This is a genomic window from Hydrogenophaga sp. NH-16 (genome assembly GCF_004006415.1).
Lineage (GTDB): Bacteria > Pseudomonadota > Gammaproteobacteria > Burkholderiales > Burkholderiaceae_C > Hydrogenophaga > Hydrogenophaga pseudoflava.
In genome coordinates this window covers 1,090,749-1,113,780 of the sequence record NZ_CP029344.1, presented here as the reverse complement: position 1 = coordinate 1,113,780, position 23,032 = coordinate 1,090,749, and the positions used below count along the sequence as shown (strand labels likewise).

25 protein-coding genes are annotated in these 23,032 nt (G+C 69.1%); 7 read left to right on the top strand and 18 right to left on the bottom strand.

What is annotated here, in order from left to right:
* The first annotated feature begins 7 nt into the window (after window positions 1–7).
* The 4 genes from gspF (at window position 8) to DD542_RS05410 (ending at window position 4,656) form a co-directional block, all read left to right on the top strand.
* On the top strand, window positions 8–1,237 hold the full coding sequence (gene gspF, locus DD542_RS05425) for a type II secretion system inner membrane protein GspF (RefSeq protein WP_079366728.1): 1,230 nt from the start codon (window positions 8–10) through the stop codon (window positions 1,235–1,237).
* Window positions 1,238–1,239: 2 nt separating this feature from the next.
* Complete coding sequence (locus DD542_RS05420; RefSeq protein WP_127804343.1) at window positions 1,240–2,136, top strand: 5'-nucleotidase; 897 nt, start codon at window positions 1,240–1,242, stop codon at window positions 2,134–2,136.
* Window positions 2,137–2,138: 2 nt separating this feature from the next.
* Window positions 2,139–3,899 (top strand): ABC transporter ATP-binding protein/permease, encoded by a 1,761-nt coding sequence (locus DD542_RS05415; RefSeq protein WP_127804341.1) that lies wholly within the window; start codon window positions 2,139–2,141, stop codon window positions 3,897–3,899.
* Window positions 3,900–3,990: 91 nt separating this feature from the next.
* Window positions 3,991–4,656 carry a class I SAM-dependent methyltransferase gene (locus tag DD542_RS05410; RefSeq protein WP_241559687.1) on the top strand — a complete coding sequence of 222 codons (666 nt, stop codon included), beginning with the start codon at window positions 3,991–3,993 and terminating at the stop codon, window positions 4,654–4,656.
* A gap of 27 nt (window positions 4,657–4,683) precedes the next feature.
* Here DD542_RS05410 and DD542_RS05405 read toward each other — a convergent pair whose 3' ends face one another.
* From DD542_RS05405 to flgB, 18 genes are all read right to left on the bottom strand, one after another.
* A complete protein-coding gene (locus tag DD542_RS05405; protein ID WP_127804338.1) occupies window positions 4,684–5,082 on the bottom strand; it encodes a VOC family protein in 399 nt (132 codons plus the stop codon).
* Between the two features lie 26 nt (window positions 5,083–5,108).
* Window positions 5,109–5,741 carry a LysE family transporter gene (locus DD542_RS05400; RefSeq protein WP_127804336.1) on the bottom strand — a complete coding sequence of 211 codons (633 nt, stop codon included), beginning with the start codon at window positions 5,739–5,741 and terminating at the stop codon, window positions 5,109–5,111.
* Between the two features lie 17 nt (window positions 5,742–5,758).
* Window positions 5,759–6,160 (bottom strand): hypothetical protein, encoded by a 402-nt coding sequence (locus DD542_RS05395; protein ID WP_164868350.1) that lies wholly within the window; start codon window positions 6,158–6,160, stop codon window positions 5,759–5,761.
* Window positions 6,157–6,711 (bottom strand): isochorismatase family protein, encoded by a 555-nt coding sequence (locus DD542_RS05390; protein WP_127804332.1) that lies wholly within the window; start codon window positions 6,709–6,711, stop codon window positions 6,157–6,159. Before DD542_RS05390 ends, DD542_RS05395 begins: the two co-directional genes overlap by 4 nt.
* A 65-nt stretch (window positions 6,712–6,776) precedes the next feature.
* Complete coding sequence (locus tag DD542_RS05385; RefSeq protein WP_164868349.1) at window positions 6,777–8,297, bottom strand: heme peroxidase family protein; 1,521 nt, start codon at window positions 8,295–8,297, stop codon at window positions 6,777–6,779.
* 357 nt (window positions 8,298–8,654) lie between these two features.
* A complete protein-coding gene (gene queC, locus DD542_RS05380) occupies window positions 8,655–9,398 on the bottom strand; it encodes a 7-cyano-7-deazaguanine synthase QueC (RefSeq protein WP_127804328.1) in 744 nt (247 codons plus the stop codon).
* Window positions 9,399–9,446: 48 nt separating this feature from the next.
* Entirely contained in the window at window positions 9,447–10,700 is a 1,254-nt protein-coding gene (locus DD542_RS05375) for an HDOD domain-containing protein (protein ID WP_127804326.1), read from the bottom strand.
* Between the two features lie 19 nt (window positions 10,701–10,719).
* Window positions 10,720–11,940 carry a flagellar hook-associated protein FlgL gene (gene flgL / locus DD542_RS05370; RefSeq protein ID WP_079366719.1) on the bottom strand — a complete coding sequence of 407 codons (1,221 nt, stop codon included), beginning with the start codon at window positions 11,938–11,940 and terminating at the stop codon, window positions 10,720–10,722.
* Window positions 11,941–11,957: 17 nt separating this feature from the next.
* Complete coding sequence (flgK, locus tag DD542_RS05365; RefSeq protein ID WP_127804324.1) at window positions 11,958–13,868, bottom strand: flagellar hook-associated protein FlgK; 1,911 nt, start codon at window positions 13,866–13,868, stop codon at window positions 11,958–11,960.
* Between the two features lie 16 nt (window positions 13,869–13,884).
* Entirely contained in the window at window positions 13,885–14,916 is a 1,032-nt protein-coding gene (gene flgJ, locus DD542_RS05360) for a flagellar assembly peptidoglycan hydrolase FlgJ (protein WP_127804322.1), read from the bottom strand.
* Between the two features lie 4 nt (window positions 14,917–14,920).
* Entirely contained in the window at window positions 14,921–16,075 is a 1,155-nt protein-coding gene (locus tag DD542_RS05355; protein WP_127804320.1) for a flagellar basal body P-ring protein FlgI, read from the bottom strand.
* Window positions 16,076–16,095: 20 nt separating this feature from the next.
* Window positions 16,096–16,713: a flagellar basal body L-ring protein FlgH gene (locus DD542_RS05350; RefSeq protein WP_241559686.1), complete on the bottom strand. Its 618-nt coding sequence runs from the start codon at window positions 16,711–16,713 to the stop codon at window positions 16,096–16,098.
* Between the two features lie 134 nt (window positions 16,714–16,847).
* Complete coding sequence (gene flgG / locus DD542_RS05345) at window positions 16,848–17,630, bottom strand: flagellar basal-body rod protein FlgG (RefSeq protein WP_127804316.1); 783 nt, start codon at window positions 17,628–17,630, stop codon at window positions 16,848–16,850.
* A 12-nt stretch (window positions 17,631–17,642) separates the two neighbouring features.
* Window positions 17,643–18,383, bottom strand: coding sequence for a flagellar basal-body rod protein FlgF (flgF, locus tag DD542_RS05340; protein WP_127804314.1), 741 nt, complete (start codon window positions 18,381–18,383; stop codon window positions 17,643–17,645).
* 31 nt (window positions 18,384–18,414) lie between these two features.
* A complete protein-coding gene (gene flgE, locus DD542_RS05335; RefSeq protein ID WP_066154796.1) occupies window positions 18,415–19,629 on the bottom strand; it encodes a flagellar hook protein FlgE in 1,215 nt (404 codons plus the stop codon).
* Window positions 19,630–19,671: 42 nt separating this feature from the next.
* Window positions 19,672–20,337 (bottom strand): flagellar hook capping FlgD N-terminal domain-containing protein, encoded by a 666-nt coding sequence (locus DD542_RS05330; protein WP_241559685.1) that lies wholly within the window; start codon window positions 20,335–20,337, stop codon window positions 19,672–19,674.
* Between the two features lie 16 nt (window positions 20,338–20,353).
* Window positions 20,354–20,758, bottom strand: a complete 405-nt coding sequence (gene flgC, locus DD542_RS05325; RefSeq protein WP_066154802.1) for a flagellar basal body rod protein FlgC — start codon at window positions 20,756–20,758, stop codon at window positions 20,354–20,356.
* Between the two features lie 10 nt (window positions 20,759–20,768).
* A complete protein-coding gene (gene flgB / locus DD542_RS05320) occupies window positions 20,769–21,170 on the bottom strand; it encodes a flagellar basal body rod protein FlgB (protein ID WP_066154805.1) in 402 nt (133 codons plus the stop codon).
* 162 nt (window positions 21,171–21,332) lie between these two features.
* Between flgB and flgA the strand changes: the two genes are divergently transcribed.
* The 3 genes from flgA (at window position 21,333) to DD542_RS05305 (ending at window position 22,934) form a co-directional block, all read left to right on the top strand.
* Window positions 21,333–22,076, top strand: coding sequence for a flagellar basal body P-ring formation chaperone FlgA (gene flgA / locus DD542_RS05315; protein ID WP_066154809.1), 744 nt, complete (start codon window positions 21,333–21,335; stop codon window positions 22,074–22,076).
* A 124-nt stretch (window positions 22,077–22,200) separates the two neighbouring features.
* Window positions 22,201–22,545 (top strand): flagellar biosynthesis anti-sigma factor FlgM, encoded by a 345-nt coding sequence (flgM, locus tag DD542_RS05310; RefSeq protein WP_127804310.1) that lies wholly within the window; start codon window positions 22,201–22,203, stop codon window positions 22,543–22,545.
* Window positions 22,546–22,568: 23 nt separating this feature from the next.
* The gene (locus DD542_RS05305) at window positions 22,569–22,934 is read left to right on the top strand and encodes a hypothetical protein (RefSeq protein WP_066154815.1); all 366 of its coding nucleotides are present in this window, start codon (window positions 22,569–22,571) and stop codon (window positions 22,932–22,934) included.
* The last annotated feature ends 98 nt before the right edge of the window (window positions 22,935–23,032 follow it).

The following is a 23,032-nucleotide window of genomic DNA, read 5'->3' as shown; positions in this document are numbered from 1 at the left end:
CGTTCTCATGCCCGCCTATTCCTTCGAAGCGCTGAACGCGCAGGGCGCGACGCAGAAAGGCCTGATCGACGCCGACACCGCCAAGGCGGCGCGCAGCATGCTGCGGGGCCGGGGCCTGGTGCCGCTGGCGGTCGAGCCGGCGGTGTCATCCAACAGTGGTGGCCGTGGCAGCGGCCTGAACATGACGCTATGGGGCGGCCGTGTCTTCAACGCCACCACACTGGCGGTCTGGACCCGGCAGCTCGCCGGCCTGGTGTCCTCGGGCCTGCCACTGGAACGTGCGCTCTCGGCCCTGGCCGAGGAAGCCGAAAAAGACGAGCAGCGCCGCCTGGTCGCCAGCCTGCGGGCCGAGGTCAACGCCGGGGCGTCGTTCGCCACCGCGCTTGGCCAGCACCCGCGCGAGTTCTCGCCCATCTACACCGGCGTCATCGCGGCCGGCGAGCAGAGCGGGCAGCTGGGCACGGTGCTGGAAAGCCTGGCCGACGACCTCGAAACCCGCGAGGCCCTCAAGAACAAGCTGATCGGCGCCTCGCTCTACCCCGCCATCGTCACCGTGGTGGCGATCGTGATCGTGGTGTTCCTGGTCAGCTACGTGGTGCCGCAGGTGGCGGGCGTGTTCGCGGGCAGCAAGCGCGCCCTGCCCTTCCTGACCGTGGTGATGCTGGCCATCAGCGACTTCGTGCGCAACTACGGCTGGCTCATGCTCGGCCTGCTGGTGCTGGCCGGTGTGGGGCTGGTCCTGGCCCGGCGCAACGACGCGCTGCGATTGCGCATGGACGCGGCCTGGCTGCGCCTGCCCCTGGTGGGGCGCCTGGCGCGCGGCTACAACGCGGCCCGCTTCGCCGCCACGCTGGCCATGCTGGCCGCGGCGGGGGTGCCGATCCTGCGGGCGCTGCAGACCGCGGCCGAAACCCTGTCCAACCGCTCGATGCGCGCCGACGCGCTGGACGCTCTGGTGCTGGTGCGCGAAGGTGCGCCGCTGGCGTCCGCGCTGGCCAGCAAGAAGCGCTTTCCGCCGCTGGTGGCCATGTTCGCGCGGCTGGGCGAGCAGACCGGCCAGCTGCCGGTGATGCTGCAGCGCGCCGCCGTCCAGCTCGGCGCCGAGGTGCAGCGCCGCGCCATGCACCTGGCGACCATCCTGGAGCCGCTGCTGATCGTGGCCATGGGTGTGGTCGTGATGCTGATCGTGCTGGCGGTGCTGATGCCCATCATCCAGCTCAACCAACTCGTCAAGTAAACATGCCGGTCACCCTGGACGGACAGCTCGTCGTCGCCATTTCCTCGCGCGCCCTGTTCGACTTCGAGGAAGAGAACCGCGTTTTCGAAACCGGTGACGACCGGGCCTACATGAAGCTGCAGCTGGACCGGCTGGAGCAGCCCGCCCAGCCGGGCGTGGCCTTCTCGCTGGTGAAGAAGCTGCTGGCCTTCAACGACCCGCAGGCCCAGCGGGTCGAGGTGGTGATCCTCTCGCGCAACGACCCGGTCTCGGGCATGCGGGTGTTCCGCTCGGCCCAGCACTACGGCCTGCCGATCCAGCGCGGCAGCTTCACGCGCGGCCAGCCGCCCTGGCGCTACCTGCGGCCGCTGCGCGCCAACCTGTTCCTCTCGACCCACCTGGCCGATGTGCGCGCCGCGCTCGACGCCGGCGTGCCGGCCGCGCAGGTCTACCCGCAGTCGGTGCGCGCCAGCGACGCCCACCCGAACGAGGTGCGCATCGCCTTCGACGGCGACGCGGTGCTGTTCTCCGACGAGGCCGAGCGCGTGTTCCAGGCACAAGGCCTCAACGCCTTCCAGCAGCACGAGCGCGACAAGGCCGCACAGCCGCTGGCCGGCGGACCGTTCAAGCCCCTGCTCGAAGCCCTGCACCGACTGCAGGCCGAAGGCACGAACGCCATGCGCATCCGCACCGCGCTGGTCACGGCGCGCTCGGCGCCGGCCCACGAACGTGCCATCCGCACCCTGATGGACTGGGGCATCGACGTGGACGAGGCCATGTTCCTCGGCGGCCTGCCCAAAGGGCCGTTTCTGCGCGAGTTCGAACCCGACTTCTTCTTCGACGACCAGACCGGCCACATCGAATCGGCCTCGCTCCATGTGCCGGCCGGGCATGTGGCCAGTGGCATTTCGAACAACTGACCATGAACAAGTTTCAGAGCTTTCGCGCCTTCGCGCGCAAGGTGCTCGCACTCGCCGTACCCTACTTCAACTCGGAAGAGAAGTGGAAGGCGCGTGGCCTGCTGGCAGCGATCATCGTGCTGAACCTGGCGGCCGTGTACATGCTGGTGCTGCTCAACGAGTGGAACCGCGTCTTCTACGACGCGCTGCAGAACAAGGACCAGGTCACCTTCTGGCGCGAGCTGGGCCGCTTCACCTACCTGGCCTTCGGCTTCATCATCATCGCGGTCTACCGCTTCTACCTGCGCCAGGTGCTGGAGATGCGCTGGCGCAACTGGATGACCAAGCACTACCTCGACCGCTGGCTGTCCAACAAGGCGTTCTACCAGCTCGAACTGCACCGCTTCGCCAAGGACACCGACGCGCCGCCCGACAACCCGGACCAGCGCATCGCCGAGGACCTGAACCTGTTCACCAGTTCGACGCTGGGCCTGTCCATGGGCCTGCTGAGTTCGGTGATCACGCTCGTGAGCTTCGTCGGCATCCTCTGGACGCTCTCGGGCAGCTTCTCGTTCGACTTCAACGGTGGTTCGTACACCATCCCCGGCTTCATGGTCTGGATGGCGGTGCTGTACTGCGTGGTCGGCAGCGTGCTGGCGCACTACATCGGCCGGCCGCAGATCAAGCTCAACTTCCAGCAGCAGCGGGTGGAGGCCGACTTCCGGGTGCACCTGGTGCGCGTGCGCGAGTACAGCGAGTCGATCGCGCTGGACCGCGGCGAGCCGGTGGAGCGCGGGTACCTGGGCGACCGCTTCGGTGCGGTGCTGGACAACTACTGGAAGCTCATCAAGGCGCAGAAGCGCCTGATCTGGTTCACCAACGGCTTCGGCCAGGCCGCCGTGGTGTTTCCCTTCATCGTGGCGGCGCCCCGCTTTTTCAGCGGGGTGATCCAACTGGGCGAGCTGATGCAGATTTCCTCGGCTTTCGGCCGGGTGCAGGACTCGCTGTCCTGGTTCGTCGACAACTACGATGCCCTGGCCGCCTGGCGCGCCACCACCGACCGGATCACCAGCTTCGAGGAGAGCTTCCAGGCCCTGCAGGCGGCGCCCCTGCAGTCGGTGCCGGCCACCGAGGCCGACACGCTGCAGATCGACGCACTCGACCTGGCGCTGCCGGGCGGTGTCGCGCTGATGTCGGCCGGCGGGCTGAGCCTGAAGGCCGGAGACAGTCTGCTGGTCAAGGGCCCTTCGGGCAGCGGCAAGTCGACCCTGTTCCGGGCCCTGGCCGGCATCTGGCCCTGGGCGAAGGGCAAGCTGCAAAAGCCGGCTGACTTCGAACAGCGAGTGATGTTCCTGCCGCAGCGGCCCTACTTCCCCGTGGGCAGCCTGCGCAAGGCGCTGGCCTACCCCGAACCGGCCGACCGCTACGGCGACGAGCAGCTGCGGCAGGCGCTGCACGACGCCCTGCTGCCGCACCTGGCCGACCGGCTGGACGAAGAGGACAGCTGGGGCCAGAAGCTCTCGGGTGGCGAGCAGCAGCGGCTGGCCGTCGCGCGCGCCCTGCTCAAGCAGCCGCGCTGGCTGTTCGTGGACGAAGCAACCAGCGCGCTGGACGAGACGGCCGAACACCAGGTGTACGAACGGCTGCAGGCGCTGGTCCGGGCCCAGAACGGTGCCCTGGTGTCCATCGCCCACCGGCCCACGGTCGCGGCCTTCCATGCCCGGCGCTGGGAACTGGAACCCGGCACCGCGGAGGGGGCCCGCTTCGTCCTGGCAGCGCGCTGAGCGACGCCTGGTAACACTCTCGGCCCGCCATGGCCTTGCGCAGCCGGTTGCGCCGCCGTAGGCTGGGTGTTTTCTGTGGTGGAGACACGCCGTGGGCACACACCCGCCGTCGGCGGCCAGGCGCCTGTCGGCGGCCCGTCGCCAGGCCCTGCAGCAGTACAGGGCCCGGGCCGACCGGTACGACAGCGAACTGGAACCGTTCGAACCCCTGCGCCGGGAGGCGATACAGCGCCTGGACCTGCGGCCCGGCGAGACCGTGCTCGACGTGGGCTGCGGCACCGGCCTGAGCTTCGGGCCGCTGCTTGACCGCCTGGGTCCCCGCGGCCACATCGTCGGCATCGAACAATGCCCCGAAATGATGGCCCAGGCACGCCTGCGCTTCCCCGACCGGCGCGCGCACCAGCTGCGGCTGGTGCAGGCACCGGTGGAAGAGGCGCAGTGGCCGGGCCTGGCCCACGCCGCCCTGTTCCACTTCACGCACGACATCCTGCGCAGCCCGCGCGCACTCGACAACGTGCTGGCGCACCTCGCGCCCGGCGCGCGCGTGGTCGCCACCGGACTTCAGTGGGCCGCGCCCTGGGTCTGGCCGGTCAACCTCTTCGTGCTCGGTGCGGCGCTGTATTCGGTCAGTTCCCTCGACGGCCTGGCGCAGCCCTGGAGCGAACTGGCACCAAGGCTCGAAGGCTTTGAGGTGCACCCCACCTGGATGGGCGGCATCTTCATGGCCACCGGGGTCTGGCCGGGCCGGGCGCCCTGAACCCGGGGCGCTGGGCCAGAGGCGGGCTCAGGGCACCTCCGCTGCGTGGCAGGCCACGCAGAGCTTGTTGCCCTCGGTGTCACGGAAGTAGGCGCCGTAGTAGTTCGCGTGGTACTCGGGCCGCAGGCCCGGCGGCCCTTCGCAGCGACCGCCATGGGCCAGTGCGACTGCGTGGGCGCGGTCGACCGTGGCGCGGCTGCTGGCCATGAAAGCCGTCATCGCCCCGTTGCCCGGCGTGTGCGGCTGGCCATCGAAGGGGGTACCGATGAGCAGCAACGGGCGCGGGTCGGGCGACGACTGCCAGCCGGCCCAGGGGCGCCCGGGTTCGCAGAAGCGCTCCTGCACACCCAGCACCGGCATCAAGGCGCGGTAGAACGCCAGGGCCCGCGGGAAGTCCGACACGCCGATGAAGATGTGGGAAAACATGCGATGCGCCCTCCTTGGAACCGGCCTCAGACCCGTGTCCGCAGTTCCTGCATCGTCGTCACGAGCAGGCGCAGCCCGAAAGCGCCGACCAGGCCGGCCGCCCCGCGGTTGAACAGCGTGCGCCCGCGCTGGTAGGCGGACTGGACGCGGCCGTGCGAGAACGCGAGCGCGAGAAACACGTGCCAGACCACCGCGTTGAACCAGCACAGCAGCACCGCGCCGGCCAGCACCGCAGGCCCCGGCGAGGGCGGCAGCGCGGTGGCGAACACGCTGCCGAAGAACAGCGCCGTCTTGGGGTTGAAGACATTGGTGATGAAGCCCATGCGGAACGCTGCCGCGCGGCTGGTCGTCACCGCCTTCACCTCGGTGGCGACCGCCGCTGGCGACTGCCACAGCTTCCACGCGACGTAGCACAGGTAGGCACCACCGGCGATCTGGAACGCCTGGCGCAGCGCCGGGTGGGCGGAAAACGCCGCCCCCATGCCCAGGATCGCCAGCAAGGCCCAGAGAAAGGTCACGGTGGTGATGCCCGCCGCCGCCGACAGCGACACGCTGCGCGGACTGCCCGCCGCCAGCTGCAGGATCAGAACGAAGTTCACGCCCGGCGTGACCAGGGCAACCCAGTGCAGCACGGCGATGGTGAGGAAGGTGGTGAGCATGATGGGAATGTCCGAATTCAGTGGCCAGGAACCCAACCAGGAAGCAGACCCGCCTGGTTTTCAGCCGCCTCGCGAAACGACACCCACGGACACGAGGCGGCGAACGCCAGCAACACCTGAACCGCCTCTTCCGTCTGGCCTGCGAGCATCAGATCGTCGGCCCGGATGATCGCCGACATGGTGGCCCGGTTCCAGTCGCTCTCGTTGGCGCGCAGGTCGAGTACCGTTTCGGCAAACTGCGCGGGCGTCCTGATTCCGGGCAGTTCGGCACCGTCCAGACAGAGCGCCACATGGGCCTGAAGCCGGGCCAGGTTTTCTGGCGAGAAGCGGACAGCGATCTGGTCTGACTCGAGTTCGGCCAGCTGGTGAAACCAGTCGATCGACGCCATGCGAAGGGCATCGCGGTCCTCAGTGCTCACCACACCAGCTCCGCTGCCGCCACCACCCGGTTCCTGCGCCCTGGGTACGACAGCCAGGGCAGCACCGCGTTGAACTCGCGCACGATGGCATCGGCTTCGACCACGGTGCCCTCGCCGGTGTCGAGGCGTTTGGCGATATGGCCGTCGCCGATCAGCGTGAGGTCGTAGCCGCGTTCCAGTGCGGCGTAGGCGGTGGCGCGGATGCACCAGCCGGTGACGGCCCCGCACAGCACGATGTGAGCGACCCCGCGCGCCGCCAGTTCGGCCTCCAGCGTGGTCTGTTCGAACGAGGAGTTGTGCTGCTTGTAGACGCGGATGTCGTCCACCTGCGGCGCCAGCGCCGGCACCCACTGCCATTCGGCGCTGCCCCGGGGCAACTCCTCGTCGTCGTGCTGCACCCAGATGATGGGCACACCCGCATCGCGGGCCTTGCGCACCGCGAGCGTGATGTGGTCGAGCTGTCGGGATATGTCGCCCGCGGCGGCGACGACGCCAACCTGCACGTCGACGATGAGCAATGCGGACCGGTTGCCCGTTCGAATGGTGGCCATGCGCTGGATCTCCCCAAAGTGGGCCACAGTCTAAAGGCGGCACCGGCCCGCGGACCGTCCGCGCCTCACCCCAGCGGGTTGATCACCCCGGCGGCCGGTATGTTGCCCTGCCCCTTCATGCTCTCGACGAACTTGAACAGGTCGGTCATGGTGAAGTGGGTTCCCGCCTTCGGCAGGTCGCGTGGTGTGCCGGCGTTGAGCACGCTTTCCGGATCGTCCTTGATCAGGCCCACGATCACTTCGGCCACGATGGCACCGCCGATCGGCCCCAGGTGCTGACCGCCTTCCAGCACCTCGGCCTCCTTGAGGATGTAGAACCACAGCGGCGTCTGGTGGGTCAGGTGGTGCTTCTTGACCACGGCCCCGGCGGTGCCGGATTGCAGCTGCGCCGCCGTCAGCTGCGCGATGCCCATGCGCGCGGCCACCGCCTGGCCTGGCGGCAGCTTGTAGTGTTTCGCGCCGCGCAGCAGGTTCAGCTGCGCCAGGAACGGCGAGTCGGGGGCGTTGCCGATGCGCAGCCGGTCGGTGAGCGCGGCGTCGATGGCGAAGGCCCGCTGCGCCGTGGCGCCCAGGCCGTCGAACATCTGCCGCCAGTCGAGCAGCCAGTTGGTGGGGTAGCGCGTGCCGCCGAGAAAACCCCCGTCGCCGGTGAAGGTGAAGGCCAGCCGGAAGTCTGCGAGCTGGGGCCCCGCGGCGAAGTTGAACACCTTGTTGAAGTGGTAGGCCGGGCGGACCATGCTGTGGCCGAAACGGTAGGCCGCGCCTGAGAACTCCAGCGGCATGTAGGGCGAGCTGGCGAGATAGCCCGGGCCGATCAGGTAGTACTTGAGCTCCTTGAGCGCGTTCTTCACCGCCTTGGCGCCCGCCACCGCCGGCAGGTACTCGTGCAGCACGATCTGCTGGTAGTGGTGGGTCACCACCTTGCGCACATCGGCGAACGAGAGTTCGGGAAAGCGCAGGCTGACCGCGTTGTGGAAGTGCAGCATGGTGCGGTGCAGCTGCGCCACGATGAGGTTCTCGTCGTTGCGCTTGTCGCCCAGCACCGCCGTGCGCTCGGGCAGGCCGTCGGCCACCCGCGGCAGGTCATAGAGCGCACCGTCCAGCGCCTGCACCTGCGCGTCGCCCCCTCCTGGCGCGGCCGCGGGCACGCTCTGCGCCGGCCCCACCAGCATCTGTGCCGAGGCGGTGGTGGTGTTGCGCTGGTACAGATAGGGCTGGTCGCGCGGGCCGGAGCCGTACACGCTGTCCAGGTCGAGCGCGGGGGTGCGGAAGTTGACCAGGTCGTCTACGTCCACCGCGTTCTCGCCCAGACTGGTGGGGTCGAAGGTCATGTCGTGGTCGACGAACTGGCCGAAGTAGGTGAAGCCGGCGGGAATGACGCCGTCCTTGCGTTCGGCCACGTGCATGGCCTCGCCCAGTTCGCGCAGGATGACCTCGTCCCGGGCGAGATCGCCGGTGGTCCAGGGCACGGCGGCGAGTTCGGGGAAGAGCAGGCCGAAGCGGCCCGGCTTCTGGAGGTTGCTGCGGGTGGGGTTGGCGTTGTCGGTGCTGTACCCGTGGCTGCGGGCGTGGGGTTTCTGATCCATCGTGACACTCCTGAAAGGCGCGGACATGGTCCGCTCAGACATGGATGACAGATTCACGTGGGCGAAGGCTGCTCCCCAGAGCTTGTACTTCTGCAGCGCTGCTCTCGATGATCCGCCGCGGTGCCGGACGGGCGCCATCGTGCGGCGCGGTTCCAGCGGCGGCGATGCTATGCCCGCCCCCCCGCGGACGAATCCACCACCCGAGGGATCACCAGGAACGGGTTGTTTCAGGCGCGTAACAGCGTGACATGGCCTTGTGCCGCGACGCCCGCGCATCGGCGGTCAGCACCGTCTGGGTGCCGATACAAACACACACAAAAAAGCCGGCTCGCGGGGCTGCGGCGCCGGCCATGGCCATCACACCGCGCGGTACCTCGCCCATCCCCGCGCCCGCAGCTCGCAGGCCGGGCATTGGCCGCAGCCGTAGCCCCAGTCGTGCCGGTGTTCGCGGTCGCCGAGGTAGCAGGTGTGGGTGTGCTCGACGATCAGGTCGACCAGCGCGTTGCCGCCGTCGGCCACGCCCGTGCCATCGCCCAGATCGTGCGCGAGCTGCCAGGTCTGGGCCTTGTCGATCCACATCAGCGGCGTGTCGATGAGGAAGCGGTGGTCCATGCCCAGGGACAGCGCCACCTGCAGCGCCTTCATGGTGTCGTCGCGGCAGTCGGGGTAGCCGCTGTAGTCGGTCTCGCACACGCCGGTCACGATGACCTGGATGTCGCGCCGGTAGGCCAGCGCCGCGGCCAGGGTGAGGAAGAGCAGGTTGCGGCCCGGCACGAAGGTGTTGGGCAGGCCGCTGGCCTCCATCCTGAAGGCCATGTCGCGGGTGAGCGAGGTCTCGCTGACCTTGCCCAGCACGGCCAGGTCCAGCAGGTGGTCTTCGCCCAGGCGCCCGGCCCAGGCGGGGAACTGTTCACGGATGTTCTGCAGCACCACGGTGCGCGCCTGCAGTTCCACGCTGTGGCGCTGGCCGTAGTCGAATCCCAGGGTTTCGACGCGCGGGTAGCGCGCGAGCGCATGGGCCAGGCAGGTGGTGGAGTCCTGTCCGCCGGAGAACAGGACGAGGGCGCTGGTGTGGTGGGCGGTGCGGGTCTGCGCGTTCATGCGCCGATGGTAGCGACCCGTGCCGCGGCGGAGCGTGGGGGTCGTCCGCTAACCCCTCAGGGGTGCCTTGGGTTCGGGCGCCAGCCCGTGGTCGCGGCTGGTGGCCAGCATGCGCAGCAGCCCGCGGTTGGCGTGTTCAAGCGAGACCTCGTGGCGCTCGCAGATGCCCGGCAGCCGGTCGATGCGGTCGGCGTCGCCCTGCGCACGCGCGATGTCCAGCAGCGGGTAGTACGGCCCGGTGCGGCTGAGCAGGGCGTCGGACACGCGCGGCGACAGCGGCAGATGCCCGATCAGCTGGGCCAGCGGCTCGCGCAGCAGCCGGTCGAGCTGGCCGAAGATGGCGGTGGTGTAGACCTCGGCGCGCAGCGCCTCGTCGGACCCGGGGTCGAGCAGGTGCTGGGCCAGCCGCGCCTGCATCACGTGGCCGTAGCGCACCGGGTGCAGGGCCATGTCTTCGTCGGCACCGGCCTGCTGCTCGATCAGCCAGCGGTCCAGCGCCGAGAAGCCCAGCATCATGATGGCGTGGCGCAGCGCGCCGATCTCGTGCCGGCCGCCGTACAGCGCCGAGTTGACGCGCAGCAGCAGGCGGTAGGCCAGCACCGGGTCCTGGCGGATGTAGCGCTCCACCCGTTCGATGGAGGCGTCCTTTTCGAGCGCCTGGCGGATCAGGGCGATGGCCACCGGGTCGCAGCCGGGCGCGCGGTGGCGAGTGGTGTGCAGCACGTCGTCGTCGGGCCAGCCCAGCACGCCCCAGGCGCCCGCCTCGTCGAGGCAGTGGTCGGCCAGCGCCCGGTTGCAGACGTTGCGGTAGATCTGTCCTGGCCGGATCGGGCTGGGCCGGGGGGGCACGGGCACGGCCTCGGTGGGCCGGCTCTGCAGGGCCTCCAGGGCGTCGGTCGCGTCCAGGTGCAGCAGGCTGCGCACGTCCAGCGGCACGTCGTATTCGTGGCGCACCTCGGCGAAGTCCGCGCGCCGGATGAGCTGGTGGCCATGGTGCACGGCCTGCGACAGCAGGGCCAGGCTTTCCGGACGGCCGAACAGCGCCGCCGGCACTTCGAGGCAGGTGTTGGGCACCGGCGCGCAGCGCAGGGCCTGGTGCATTAGCGAGGGCGATTCCAGCGCGAGGATGAGCATGGGCGCTGCCACCGGCCAGTCGTCGCCCAGCACCTGCATCAGGTGGGCGGCGTCGACCGAGGCGGGGTCGGTCGGCAGCACCGTCAGGCGCACCGCCGCGAGCAGCCGGTGCCGGTTCCAGACCGGCTGGTAGGCCATCGCGACGCTGTCAAGGACGGTGTGGCTCATGCGGCGTGTCCGGTGTCGGCTACAGGTACTGGAACAGCGAGAGCTTCTGGATCGAGGCGTAGGACTGGAGCGCCGCCTGGGCCCCCACTTCCATGGTCTTGAATTCCGAATAGGCCTTGACCAGGTCGATGTCGACCAGCCGAGAGTTCTCGATGGTGTGGTCGGCCTCCCGGTCGCCCAGCAGGTTGTCCATCGATTCGGCGCGGTTGAGCCACTCACCGGCCTGCGCGCGGGCCATCAGCATGCGCTCGTGTCCGGCGTCGAGTTCGCCCAGGGCGCGGCCAAGGTTGTGGGTGCGCAGGGCGGCGTCGCCGCTGCCGCCGTTGTCCAGGCGCAGGGTGTCGATGGCGTCCTGCATCACGCGGAACATGTCGGTCGGCGCGTTGGACGGCGTGATGTCCAGCTGGTCGCCGGCCCGCGGCTCGCCGTTGAGCCGGAAGGACATGCCGTCGAATTCGATTTGCGATCCGCTGCTGTAGGGCAGACCGGTCTGGCCGGGCACGGGTGTGCCGGTGGTCACGTCGACCACGCTGTACTGCATGGCGCCGGCGGTGCCGCTGAAGTCGATGCGGTAGTCGTGGCCGGTGAGCGCCGAGGGATCGCTCACCTGGCCGGTGTCGGCGCGCAGGCTGCCGGTGTTGCCGGCGGCCAGGTCGATGGAAAAGGTGCCGTTGCCGGCCGGAATGCGCATCCAGATGGCCTCGCCGTCCATGGCGTTGGGCAGCTGGTTGTCCCCGGCGGCCTTCTGGCCACGCTGGCCGTCGAAGCGCACCTCGTTGCTGCCGCTGCCGAACTCCTGCACGAAGGGCGTGGGCGAGCCACCGAGCCCGCCGAAAAGGCTCTGCCCGCTGCTGTTCTGGCGGTTCACCACCGCGAACAGCTGATCGCGCAGTCCCTCGATTTCCTTGGCCAGCGCCTGGCGCTCGGTGGGTCCGTAGCCGGCGTTGCCGCCCGCGATGACCAGCTCCCGCACGCGCTGCACCAGGTCGCCGGCTTCGCCCAGCGCGCTCTCGGCCTGCTGGATGCTGGTGCGCGAGGACTCCAGCGCGCGCTGGTCGGTCTGCACGCGCGAGAGCCGGGTCTGCACCGCTTCGGACAGGGCGGCGGCCACCGGGTCGTCGCTGGCGCGCAGCACCTGCTTGCCGCTGGCGATGCGCTCCTGCTGTGCGGCCATCTCCGCCTGGCGCTTGGTGAGCTGGGCGATGGTGGTGTCGTAGGTGTGGGCGGTGGCGACTCTCATGTCGGGGCTCCGGTGGATCAGCGCATGGTCTGTAGCAGCGTGTCGAACGTGCCCTGGGCGATCTGCATGAACTTGGCGGCGGCCTGGTAGGCCTGCTGGTACTGCAGCAGGCGCGCGGCCTCCTCGTCCAGGTTGACGCCCGAGACCGCGGCGCGCGCGGCTTCGTTGCTGGCGGCCACCTGGCCGGAGTAGCTGGCGGCGAACTGCGCACCCCGCACCCGCGTGCCGATGTCGGAGAGCACCGCGCTGTAGCCGTTGGAGAGCGAGACGCCGTCGAAGGTGGCGAGGTCGCGCAGCGCGAGCATGCCGCCGGCGTTGCCGCCGTTCTGCCCGTAGTTGGTGGTGGGCGCGGCGGTGATGGCGAAGCTGTCGCCGGCGGACGGGTTGCCGCGCAGCGTGAGGCTCCAGCCGTTGAACTGCAGCGGCTGCCCGGGCGTGTAGTTGTAGCTCGGCGGCGGGCCCGCGTTGTCCGGCGGCGGGTTGCCCGGGCCCAGGCCGGTGGCGGTGAAGCTGCCGTCGGCCAGGAAGGTCAGGGTCACCGGGTCGGTAAGGTTGGCCGAGGGCTCCACGGGATACAGGCTGACGATGCCCATGCCGCTGGTGTTGCCGCTGCCGGGCGTGACCATCACCGGGCTGGCCGCGGCCAGGCGGTCGGCCGCACTCACGGCCATCTGCATGTTGCGGGCGACCGCCGCGAAGGGCCTGACCAGGAAGCCGTCGCCTGTGGCGGCGGCGCCGCTGTCGATCTGGAAGCTCAGGCCGTCGAGCTCGGCGGGCAGGCCGGCGAAGGAACTGATCTGGCCGTCGGAGAGACGCACGATGTCGACGCCGGTGGCCGTGAAGTTGACCTGGTAGTCCGAGGGCTTGAGGGCCGTGGGGTCGCTGACCTCGGCGTGCATCGCCGCGTTGCCCGTGTTGGTGGGCACGGGCAGGCCGGCCACATCGGCCGGGGGCACGAAGAAGGGCTCACCGGTACCGCCTTGCAGGTTCACGCCGAGCGCGTGCTGGGTGTTCACCGTCGTGGCCAGCGCCAGCGCCATGCGCCCGATCTGGTTGGTGACGTCCTTCAGGTCTTCGTCGATGAACTGCACGACGCCGCCCAGCTTGCCGCCCAGTGCGCTGCCGCTGAGCTCCATCGTGGAGCTGCCCTGCTGGAACTGGATGCGCTGCTGCGAACCGTCGATGCTGTCGGGCACCACGGCCAGGCGGGCAGCGCCGCTGCCCAGCACCAGCGGCTGGCTGCCGGCGACGAACACGTTGATGCGGCCGTCGTCGGCGTTCACGGTGCTCACCTGCACCAGCTTGCTGAGCTCGCCGATGAGCTGGTCGCGCTGGTCCAGCAGGTCGTTGGGTTCGCCGGCGTTGCCCTGGTTCTCCAGGATCGTCTGGTTGATCTTGGCAATGTCCGCGGCCAGCCGGTTGATGTTGTTCACCGTGTCGCCCACCTGCTGGCGGGCGCTGGTGGTGAGGATGTCCAGCTGGCCGGCGGTGTCGCGCAGGCGCGAAGCGATCTCCTCGCCACGCCCGATCACCACCGAGCGCGCGGCCATGTTGGTGGGCGACGAGGCCACGTCGGACCAGGCGTTGAGCAGGTCGTTCATCGCCGCGCCCAGGCCGCTCTCACCGGTCGGGAAGATGTTTTCCAGCTGCGACAGCCGCGCCATGCGTTCGCTGTCGGCGGACGCCACCGAGCTGGAGAGCTGGGCCTCGCGCGTGAGGTAGGCGTCGTGCATGCGCGCCACGGTGCCCAGCTCGACGCCCTTGCCGAGGTAGAAGCCGCCCATCGACTGGTAGCCTGCGCTGCGCATCTCCACCGTCTGGCGCGAATAGCCGGCGGTGTTGACGTTGGCAATGTTGTGCCCGATGACCTGCAGGGCCGACAGGTTGGCATTGAGGGCCTGGCTGCCGATGTTGAGTGCGGATGACATGGTGGTGTTCCTGCGCTCAGTTCTGCGCCGAGATCTGGGCGCGTTGCAGGCTGAGCGTCATGTTGATCGCCCGGCTGAGCTTGGCCGCGTATTGCGGATCGGTGGCGTAGCCGGCGCGCTGCAGGCTGCTGGCGAAGCCGTTCACCGAGCCGATCTGGTCCATGGCCTTGTCGTAGCGCGGGCTGCGCGTGATCAGGCGTGCGTAGTCGCGGAAAGAGTCGGCGTAGGAGTCGTAGGCGCGAAAGCGTGCCGTGGTCTTGCGCGGCACGCCGTCGACGTATTCGGTGGTCGTCACCTCGGCCACCTTGCCCTTCCACGAGGACGTGGCCTTGATGCCGAACAGGTTGTGGGAAGGCGTGCCGTCGCGCATGCGGATCTCGCTCTTGCCCCAGCCGGTCTCGTGGCCGGCCTGGCCGATCATGTAGCCGGCCGGAATGCCCGATTCGCGCGCCACGGTGGCGGCGGCCTGGTGGTGCTGCTGCACGAAGGCGGCGTGGCGCTGGCTGGGCGAGAGGGCGCGCCGTGCGGCGGCCGAGGTCTGGTCGGTGGCGGCGGCGGCCTGGGCGCCGGTCGCGGGGGCGGCCGGTGCGTACTTGAGCAGGTTGCGCAGGTCCGAGCGATTGAGTGGCTTGAACTCCGGCGCGCTGCCGGCACCGGTCGTGCTGGCCGACGGCGCGCCGGCCGGGGCCTCGCCCGACGCGTCGGTGGTGGCGCCGGCCTTGGCCTGCGCCGCGTTCATCTGGCGGCTTAGCTGGCGCTCGATGGATTCGCTCAGGCCCCCGGGCAGGCCCGAGAGCTGCACCGCCAGCTGCTGGTCGAGCAGGTCGGTGCCCAGGTCGCTGCCCTCGCCTTCGAGCAGGCCGGACTTCTGGGTCGCGTCGCGCATGCTCTTGATGAGCTCGCGCATGAACAGGGACTCGAACTGTTTCGCCGCTTCCTTGAGCGCGCCCTTGCCACCGTCGCCCTCGCGCGCCGCACCGTATTTCAGTGCGTTGAGCGCGCCCGGGTCGGCGGCCAGGCCTTGGGTGGTGGGCTGCAGCGAGGCCATGGCGTCAGATCACTTCGAGTTCGGCGTTCATGGCGCCAGCGGCCTTGATCGCCTGCAGGATCGCGAGCAGGTCCTGCGGCGTGGCGCCCAGGCCGTTGAGCATGCGCACCAGGTCGGCCAGCTGCGGCGCGGCGTCCATCTTGATGAGCGCGCCGCTGTCCTGGCTGATGCGGATGTCGGTCTTCTCGGCCACCACGGTCTGTCCCGGCGACAGCGGGTTGGGCTGGCTCACCACCGGCGTCGCGCTGATGCTGACCGAGAGGTTGCCGTGCGCCACCGCAACGGGGCCGAGCGTGACGGCCTGGTTCATGACGATGGAGCCGGTGCGGGTGTTGATGATCACCTTGGCCACCGGCACCGTGGCCTCCAGCGGGATCTCCTCGATCTCGGCCATGAAGCTCACGCGCGCGTCGGGGTTGGCCGGCGCGCGCAGGCGCACCAGGCGGCCGTCCAGCGCGCTGGCCACACCGGCGCCCATGCGCTCGTTGATCGCCTGCGCCACGCGGCGCGCGGTCTGGAAGTCGGCCGAGTTCAGGCCCAGGTCGATGGTGTCGCCAAAGGCGAAGGACGTGGGCACGGCGCGTTCGACCTGCGCCCCGGCCGGGATGCGGCCGGCGCTCAGGTGGTTGATCTGCACCTTGCTGCCACCGCCCGAGGCGCCGGCGCCACCGACCAGCAGGTTGCCCTGGGCCAGCGCATAGATCTCGCCGTCCGCACCCTTGAGCGGCGTGGTGATGAGGGTGCCGCCGCGCAGCGACTTGGCGTTGCCCATGGACGAGACGGTCACGTCGATCATCTGCCCCGGCTGGGCAAACGGCGGCAGCTGCGCGGTCACCATCACCGCCGCCACGTTCTTCATCTGCACCTTGGCGTCGGCCGGCAGGGTCAGGCCCAGCTGCTGCAGGTAGTTGTTCATGCCCTGCGAGGTGTAGGGCATCTGGGTGGTCTGGTCGCCCGTGCCGTCCAGGCCCACCACCAGACCGAAGCCGGTGAGCTGGTTGGTGCGCACGCCCTGCACCGCCGCGATCTCCTTGATGCGCATGGCGTTGGCCGGCAGCGGCCAGCCCGCGCCGACCAGCAGGCCGATGGCCAGCGCGGACCAGGCCAGCAGGCGGCGCAGGCCGGCGTCGAGGGAAAGGGTGCGGTGCTGCGGGTTCATGAGGGCAATGCTAGGCAGGCTCAGAACGGGAAAACATTCAAAAAGAACCGTCCCAACCAGCCTATTGAGAGCGCTTCGTCCACGGCGCCTCGTCCTCGCGACTCGATGCGCGCATTGGCGACCTGGGTCGAGGCGATGGTGTTGCCCGGGCGGATGTGGCGCGGATCGATGGTGCCGGAGAACTTGAGCACGTCGACGTTGCTGTTGATGCCGATCTGCTTCTCGCCGGCCACCAGCAGGTGGCCGTTGGGCAGCACCTCCTGCACGGTGACGGTGATGACGCCCGAGAAGTCGTTCTTGTTGGCGTTGTCGCCCTGGCCGGCGAACTCGTTGCCCGACTCGCCGCCGAGGTTGAAGTTGCGGTCGCGCGAGAGTTCCTTGGCGACGATGCCGGGGATGGCGGAGATCGAGCCCGAGGCGCTGCCGGTGCGGTTGATGTTGGCCGAGGACGACTGGCTGGCGTTGACCTTCTCGGTGATCTGGATGGTCAGCGTGTCGCCGGGCAGCCGCGCGCGCGGGTCCTCGAACGCGGGCCGGTAGCGCGCCGCCGAGAACAGGCTGCCGCCGGTCTGAGCCGGCGCAGTGGTCTGCACATAGTTGATGGGCCGCACCGGCACCACGTCGACCGGCTTGGTCATGCAGCCAGACAAGACAGAGGACAACAGGAGTGCCATCCAGCACACACCGTGGAACCGGCTTTGCCGGGCCACTGGTGGGGTCCCCCTGGAGGGGGAAGACGCGAAGCGGCGCAGGGGGTTTTTCATGATCTGGCTCACAGCTGACCCAGGCGCTGCAACATCTGGTCGGACGTCTGGATCGCCTTGGAATTCATCTCGTAGGCGCGCTGGGTCTGGATCATGGTCACCAGCTCCTGCACCACGTTGACGTTGGAAGTCTCGACATAGCCCTGCATCAGCGTGCCCATGCCGGCGGTGCCGGGCGCGCCGGTCACCGGGTTGCCCGAGGCCACGGTCTCGGTGTAGAGGTTCTGGCCCCGGGGCTCCAGGCCGGCCGGGTTGATGAAGGTGGCCAGCTCGATATTGCCCAGCTGCTGCGGCTGGGCGTTGCCCGGCACCTTGGCGGTGACCACGCCGTCGCTGCCGATGGTCACGCTCTGCGCTTCGGCCGGCACCGTGATGTCGCCCGCGATCGCCAGGCCGCTGGAGGTCACCAGCCGGCCCTGCGAATCCACCTGCAGGCTGCCGTCGCGGGTGTAGCCGGTGGTGCCGTCGGGCAGCGCCACCTGCAGGAAGCCCTGGCCATTGACGGCGATGTCCAGCTGGTTGCCCGACTGCTGCAGGCTGCCCTGGCTGAACTGGCGCGAGGTGGCCACGGTGCGCACGCCCAGGCCGATCTGCAGGCCGGTGGGCAGGTTGTTCTGCTCGGTGTCGGCCGCGCCGACCTGGCGCAGGTTCTGGTACATCAGGTCCTCGAACACGGCGCTGGCGCGCTTGAAGCCGTTCGTGGACACGTTGGCCATGTTGTTCGAGATCACGTCCAGCTGCGTCTGCTGGGCCTGCATGCCGGTCTTGGAAATCCAGAGGGAATTGATCATGGTGTGCTCCTATCAGCCATTCATGTTGAGCAGCCGCGACGCGGTCTGGTCGTTCTTTTCACCGTTCTGCAGCATGCGCATCTGCGTCTCGAACTGGCGCGAGACCGCGATCATTCCGACCATGGCCTCGATGGGGTTCACGTTGCTGCCTTCCAGCGCCCCGCCCTGCACGCGGGCGTTGGCATCGGCGTCCAGCGCCTCGCCCACCACCGGACGGAACAGGCCGTCCTCGCTGCGCTTGAGGCGGTTCTCGTCGTTGGGGGTGACCAGCTTGAGCTTGGCCACGCGCTGCGGCGCCTGGTCGCCGACGCGCGCGGTCAGCGTGCCGTCGGCACCGAAGGTGAGCTGGGCGTTGGCCGGCACGCTGATGGGCGAGCCGCCGTCGTCGAGCACCGGCAGGCCGTGGGCGTTGACCAGGGCGCCGTCGGCACTGACTTCAAACGCACCACCGCGGGTGTAGGCCTCGGTGCCGTCCAGGCCCTGCACCGCGAACCAGGCGTTGCCGCGCGCGGCCACGTCCAGGCTGCGGCCGGTCGGGTTGATCGGACCGGACACTTCGGAGTGGCCGGCGCTGGCTTCGAGTGCGAACACGCGCGAACTGGCGCCGTCGCCACGCACCGGTACCGCGCGGAAGGTCGCCAGCTCGGCGCGGAAGCCCGGCGTGGACGCATTGGCCAGGTTGTTCGCCAGCAGCTGCTGCCGGTGGGCGGCGGCGTTGGCGCCGGTCATGGCGGTGTAGATCATGCGGTCCATGCAGGGCTCCTAGAGAGGTCGTGGCCGACGATCAGCGCATGTTCAGCAGGGTCGACAGGACCTGGTCCTGCGTCTTGATGGTCTGCGCGTTGGCCTGGTAGGCGCGCTGCGCGGTCATCATGTTCACCAGCTCGGCCGTGAGGTCGACGTTGGAGTCTTCCACCGCGCCGGAGCGCAGCAGACCCATGTTGCCTTCGCCCGGTGCGCCGCGCACCGGCTCGCCCGAGGCGAAGGTCTGCGTCCAGTTACCGCCGCCGTTGGGCTGCAGGCCCTGCACATTGCGGAAGTTGACCAGCGCGATCTGGCCGGCCGCCTGCGACTGGCCGTTGGAGTACTTGGCCATGATCACGCCGTCGTCGCTGATGTTCAGGCTGGTGAGTTCACCGGGGCGGTAGCCGTCCTGTGTGAGGTTGTTGACCGCGAAGTCGACACCGAACTGGGTGGTGTCGCCGAAGTCGAGGTCGACCATGAAGGTCTGCGCCGGGTCGTTGGGCGAAGCCAGCTGCAGCTGCGGAATCACCGTGGCCGGGTCCAGGCTGCCGTCGGGCAGGAAGTTCAGCGCAAACGGCACCGAGGCCGCCGGGTCGGCCCCGTTGACGCCGGTGTAGACGTTCCACTGGTTGTTGGCCGTCTTTTCAAACACCAGGCTGACCGGAATCTCCAGGCCCTGCTGGTCGTAGGCAATGATGGAGGTGCCATAGGTGCCGAACGGCGTGGGGGGCACGGCGGCCGCGGCGATGGGCGCGCGCGCATCCAGGTTCACCTCGGCCCCCATCGCCGTGGTCGCTCTCGCCGGGATCGGGCCACCCGTGGGCAGCGTCAGCGGCACCGACTCGAAACCCTGGCGCACGCCGGCGGCATCGGTGGGATAACCCATGAGCTGGCCACCGAGGTTGTTCACGATCTCGCCGTCGCGGTTGAGCTTGAACATGCCGGCGCGCGAGTAGGCCAGCGAGCCGTCGGGCATGGTGAGCTCGAAGAAGCCGTTGCCGTTGATGGCCACGTCCAGGGAGTTGCCGGTGACGGAGATGTTGCCCTGCGTGAACTGCTGCGCCACGGCGGACACCTGCACGCCGATGCCGGCGTTGGTGCTGCCGGCGGCGTTGATGGAGCTGGCATAGATCTCGCCGAATTCGGCGCGGGAGGCCTTCATGCCGACGGTGTTGGCGTTGGCGATGTTGTGGCCGATCACGTCCAGGTTGCGGCTGGCGGAATTCAGGCCGGAGAGTCCTTGCTGGAATGCCATGGTGGTGTCCTTCGGGGGGTGGGAATCGGATGCGGGTGTGGCTTACATGAAGCCGCGCACCTGGTCGTACGCCAGGGTGCGGCCGTTGCTCAGCTGGATGCTCATGGCGCCGTTGGACAGGCCCACGGAGGCGATGCGCACGCGCTGCAGTTCGGTGTCGGTGACGGGGGTGCTGCCGTTGCTGGCGCGCACGGAGAACTTGGCCACCTGGTTCGGGTCGATCGCGCCGGCGGGCCATTCGAAGCCGTGCTGACCGGCCTCGCGCGCGCCCAGGTCGAGGGTCTGCAGGGTCTCGCCGTTCTTGCCGATGATGTCGACCTTGACGCTGGTGGCGGCGCCGTCGAGCGTGAAGGCACCCTTGCCGGTGCCGCCGTCGAAGGCCAGGGCGTCGCCCTCGACCAGCGCGTCCTTGCCGATCAGCGTGGTGCCCTGCATCGCCTGCGACGAGGCCATCTGGTCGGCCATGCCCTTGAGCGTCTGGTTGAGCTGCTGGATGCCGCTGACCGTGTTGATCTGCGCCATCTGCGTGGTCATCTGGGCGTTGTCCATCGGGTTCAGCGGGTCCTGGTTGTTGATCTGCGCGACCAGCAACTTGAGGAAACGGTCCTGCATGGCCTGCGGATCGTTGGTGGTGTTGCCACCGGCGCCGGTGCTGCTGCCCACGGTGGTGCCGAGGTTGGAGAGGTCCAGGGGAGACATCAGGCTCATGGTGGGTGCTCTCTGTTTACTGGCCCATCTGCAGCGTCTTGAGCAGCAGCGACTTGGCCGTGTTCATGACCTCGACGTTGTTCTGGTAGGCGCGCGAGGCCGAAATCATGTTGACCATCTCCTCCACCGGGTTGACGTTGGAGTGGGTGACGTAGCCCTCGGCGTCGGCGCTGGGGTGGTGCGGGTTGTGAACGCGGCGGCCCGGGGCCTCGCTCTCGGTGATGTTCTGCACCTTGACGCCGGCGGTGGCCTGGTCGCCCATGGGCACGGTCTGGAACACCACCTGGCGCGCCTTGTAGCTCTGGCCGTCGGGGCCGGCCACGGCGTCGGCGTTGGCCAGGTTGCTGGCCACCACGTTGAGGCGCTGGGCCTGCGAGCTGATCGCACTGCCGGAGACGCCGAAGATCGAGAACATGGACATGAGGCTCTCCTTACTGGCCGGTGATGGCGGACAGCATGGTCTTCACGTTGGAGTTGATGAAGCGCAGCGTCGACTCGTAGCGGATGGTGTTGTCGACGAAGTTGGCGCGCTCGCGGTCGAGGTCGACCGAGTTGCCGTCCTGGCTGGGCTGGGTCTGCACGGCGTAGCCCATCTTGGGGTCGCCCGGCTGCGGGCCCGACAGGCGCATGTGGCCGGCCGCGGTCTGGGCCAGGCCCTGGCGGTTCGTGCCACCGCTGGCGTCCTTGAGCGCGGCGGCGAAATCGAAGTCGCGCGCGACGTAGCCCGGGGTGTCGGCGTTGGCGATGTTGCTGGCGATCACCTGCTGGCGGTGCGAACGCAGCATCAGCGACTGGCCATAGGCGTCGAGCCGGGCGGTCATCTGTTCGAGCATGTCGTTCTCCTGCAGGGTGGACGGAAGGCGGCGCCACGGGAAAAGGCACCGGGTTGCGGACAAGTGTGCGAAAACTTGAGGGGCGGCAGCGCCGAAAGAAAGCGCAGGTTTGACCCGCATTTCGATCCTTTGCGAGCCCTGCCCCCGACCTACAGTGGCCCTATGCGAAATTGCCTTCACTCCCTTTCACGCGCCCTGGGCTGGCTGCTGGCCGGTCTGATGGTCACCGGCCTGGCGCGCGCGCAGGTGGTGGCCTCGCAGAGCGAATTTGCGCAGTTCGAACAGATGGCACGCGACTGGGTGCAGCCCGCGCTGGCCTCGGTCACCGGGCCGGACGGCGGCGGCGCGCTGCGCCCCGAGATCCTGTTCGGCTCGCTGGACTCGCGCCTGAAGCTCACGCCCTGCACCCACATCGAGCCCTACCTGCCGCCCGGCACCCGCCTGTGGGGCCGCAGCCGGATCGGCCTGCGCTGCCTGGACGGCCCGGTGCGCTGGAACGTCTTCTTGCCGGTCACCGTCAAGGCCTGGGGCCCGGGCTGGGTGCTCAAGCGCCCGGTGCCGGCCGGCACGGTGCTGGTTCAGGACGACGCGGAGATGGCCGATATGGACTGGGCGGAGCAGCCCTACGCGGTGCTGGCCAACCCGGAGCGCTGGGTCGGCCAGCAGGCGGCCTACGCGTTGCAGCCTGGCCAGGCCATCCGCCAGAATATGGTGCGGCCGGTGCCCGCCTTCGGGCCGGGCGCCCAGGTGCGGGTCAGCAGCGTCGGTCCCGGCTTCCAGGTCGTCGTCAGTGGCGAGGCCCTGACCGCAGGCATTCCGGGTCAGAGCGTGCGGGTGCGGCTGAACGGTGGCCGCATCGTGACGGGTACCGTGCGCGACGGCCAGACGGTCGACGTGCGTTTGTGAAACCTTTTTTATCCAGATTCGGCGGGACTTTTGTGATGCATTCCACAAAAAAGGGCTCAAGTCCCCCCGCTTTTGAGCCGATAGTCATTCCACAACGCCCCAAATGCGGGGCCTGGAGAGTGAAATGAAAGTCGAATCTTCTGCACCGGACTCCTATATCGGCTCCGTGGCAGGCGGCCCCCAGAAGGCCGCCGAGAAGCCGAACGCAGGCGCCGAAGCCGCTGCGGCCGGCGGCCTGGCAGCCGCGACCGCCCAGTCCCAGGCCGGCGTGACCGTGACCCTGTCGTCGTCCGCCTCGCAGGCCCTGTCCAGCGGCGGCAACGACGTGTTCAACGCCGAGAAGGTGGAGGCCATGAAACAGGCCATCGCCGACGGCAGTTTCAAGGTCAACGCCGAGGCCATCGCCGACAAGATGTTGTCCAACGCCGCCGAAATGCTCAGCGCCAACACCGGCGCACAGCGCGGCTGATCTTTCTCCCCCAGGAGCAAGCCATGACCCAGCGCACCTCGCCCCACCCCTGGATTGCCGCCCTGCAGGTCGGCCTGGACGGGCTGGAAAAGGCGCTGCTGCAAGGCGATGCCCCGGCCGTCGAACGCGCCAGCCAGCACGTGCAGGATGTGCTGAAAAAGGCCCCGCGCACCGCCGATTTCGGCGTGCCCGGCAGCCGCCTGCGCGACGACATGCAGCAGGCCGCCCACCGCTTCGGTCTGCTGCGCCAGGCCGTGCTGCGCGCCCAGGCCCAGAGCCAGCGCGCGGTGCAGAGCCTGCTGCCCCAGCAGGCCACCGGCACCTACGGCCGCCTCGCCGGCCAGAACCCGTCCACCGGTGGCGCAGGCCACGGCTACCTGTCGGCCTGAGCGCAGACCCCGTTTCCTTTCACGCTCCCCAACAAAAAACCGGCCGAGGCCGGTTTTTTTGTTGGGCATGCCGCGCCAGGCTGCGCGGCAGGGCGCCC

Bases quoted from the DNA above. Each gene is read 5' to 3' on its own strand.
- gspF (WP_079366728.1), top strand. From the start codon at position 8: ATGCCCGCCTATTCCTTCGAAGCGCTGAACGCGCAGGGCGCGACGCAG.
- DD542_RS05420 (WP_127804343.1), top strand. From the start codon at position 1,240: ATGCCGGTCACCCTGGACGGACAGCTCGTCGTCGCCATTTCCTCGCGC.
- DD542_RS05415 (WP_127804341.1), top strand. From the start codon at position 2,139: ATGAACAAGTTTCAGAGCTTTCGCGCCTTCGCGCGCAAGGTGCTCGCA.
- DD542_RS05405 (WP_127804338.1), bottom strand. From the start codon at position 5,082: ATGTTTTCCCACATCTTCATCGGCGTGTCGGACTTCCCGCGGGCCCTG.
- DD542_RS05400 (WP_127804336.1), bottom strand. From the start codon at position 5,741: ATGCTCACCACCTTCCTCACCATCGCCGTGCTGCACTGGGTTGCCCTG.
- DD542_RS05390 (WP_127804332.1), bottom strand. From the start codon at position 6,711: ATGGCCACCATTCGAACGGGCAACCGGTCCGCATTGCTCATCGTCGAC.
- DD542_RS05385 (WP_164868349.1), bottom strand. From the start codon at position 8,297: ATGGATCAGAAACCCCACGCCCGCAGCCACGGGTACAGCACCGACAAC.
- queC (WP_127804328.1), bottom strand. From the start codon at position 9,398: ATGAACGCGCAGACCCGCACCGCCCACCACACCAGCGCCCTCGTCCTG.
- DD542_RS05375 (WP_127804326.1), bottom strand. From the start codon at position 10,700: ATGAGCCACACCGTCCTTGACAGCGTCGCGATGGCCTACCAGCCGGTC.
- flgL (WP_079366719.1), bottom strand. From the start codon at position 11,940: ATGAGAGTCGCCACCGCCCACACCTACGACACCACCATCGCCCAGCTC.
- flgK (WP_127804324.1), bottom strand. From the start codon at position 13,868: ATGTCATCCGCACTCAACATCGGCAGCCAGGCCCTCAATGCCAACCTG.
- flgJ (WP_127804322.1), bottom strand. From the start codon at position 14,916: ATGGCCTCGCTGCAGCCCACCACCCAAGGCCTGGCCGCCGACCCGGGC.
- DD542_RS05355 (WP_127804320.1), bottom strand. From the start codon at position 16,075: ATGAACCCGCAGCACCGCACCCTTTCCCTCGACGCCGGCCTGCGCCGC.
- DD542_RS05350 (WP_241559686.1), bottom strand. From the start codon at position 16,713: ATGACCAAGCCGGTCGACGTGGTGCCGGTGCGGCCCATCAACTATGTG.
- flgG (WP_127804316.1), bottom strand. From the start codon at position 17,630: ATGATCAATTCCCTCTGGATTTCCAAGACCGGCATGCAGGCCCAGCAG.
- flgF (WP_127804314.1), bottom strand. From the start codon at position 18,383: ATGGACCGCATGATCTACACCGCCATGACCGGCGCCAACGCCGCCGCC.
- flgE (WP_066154796.1), bottom strand. From the start codon at position 19,629: ATGGCATTCCAGCAAGGACTCTCCGGCCTGAATTCCGCCAGCCGCAAC.
- DD542_RS05330 (WP_241559685.1), bottom strand. From the start codon at position 20,337: ATGAGCCTGATGTCTCCCCTGGACCTCTCCAACCTCGGCACCACCGTG.
- flgC (WP_066154802.1), bottom strand. From the start codon at position 20,758: ATGTCCATGTTCTCGATCTTCGGCGTCTCCGGCAGTGCGATCAGCTCG.
- flgB (WP_066154805.1), bottom strand. From the start codon at position 21,170: ATGCTCGAACAGATGACCGCCCGGCTCGACGCCTATGGCCAGTCGCTG.
- flgA (WP_066154809.1), top strand. From the start codon at position 21,333: ATGCGAAATTGCCTTCACTCCCTTTCACGCGCCCTGGGCTGGCTGCTG.
- flgM (WP_127804310.1), top strand. From the start codon at position 22,201: ATGAAAGTCGAATCTTCTGCACCGGACTCCTATATCGGCTCCGTGGCA.
- DD542_RS05305 (WP_066154815.1), top strand. From the start codon at position 22,569: ATGACCCAGCGCACCTCGCCCCACCCCTGGATTGCCGCCCTGCAGGTC.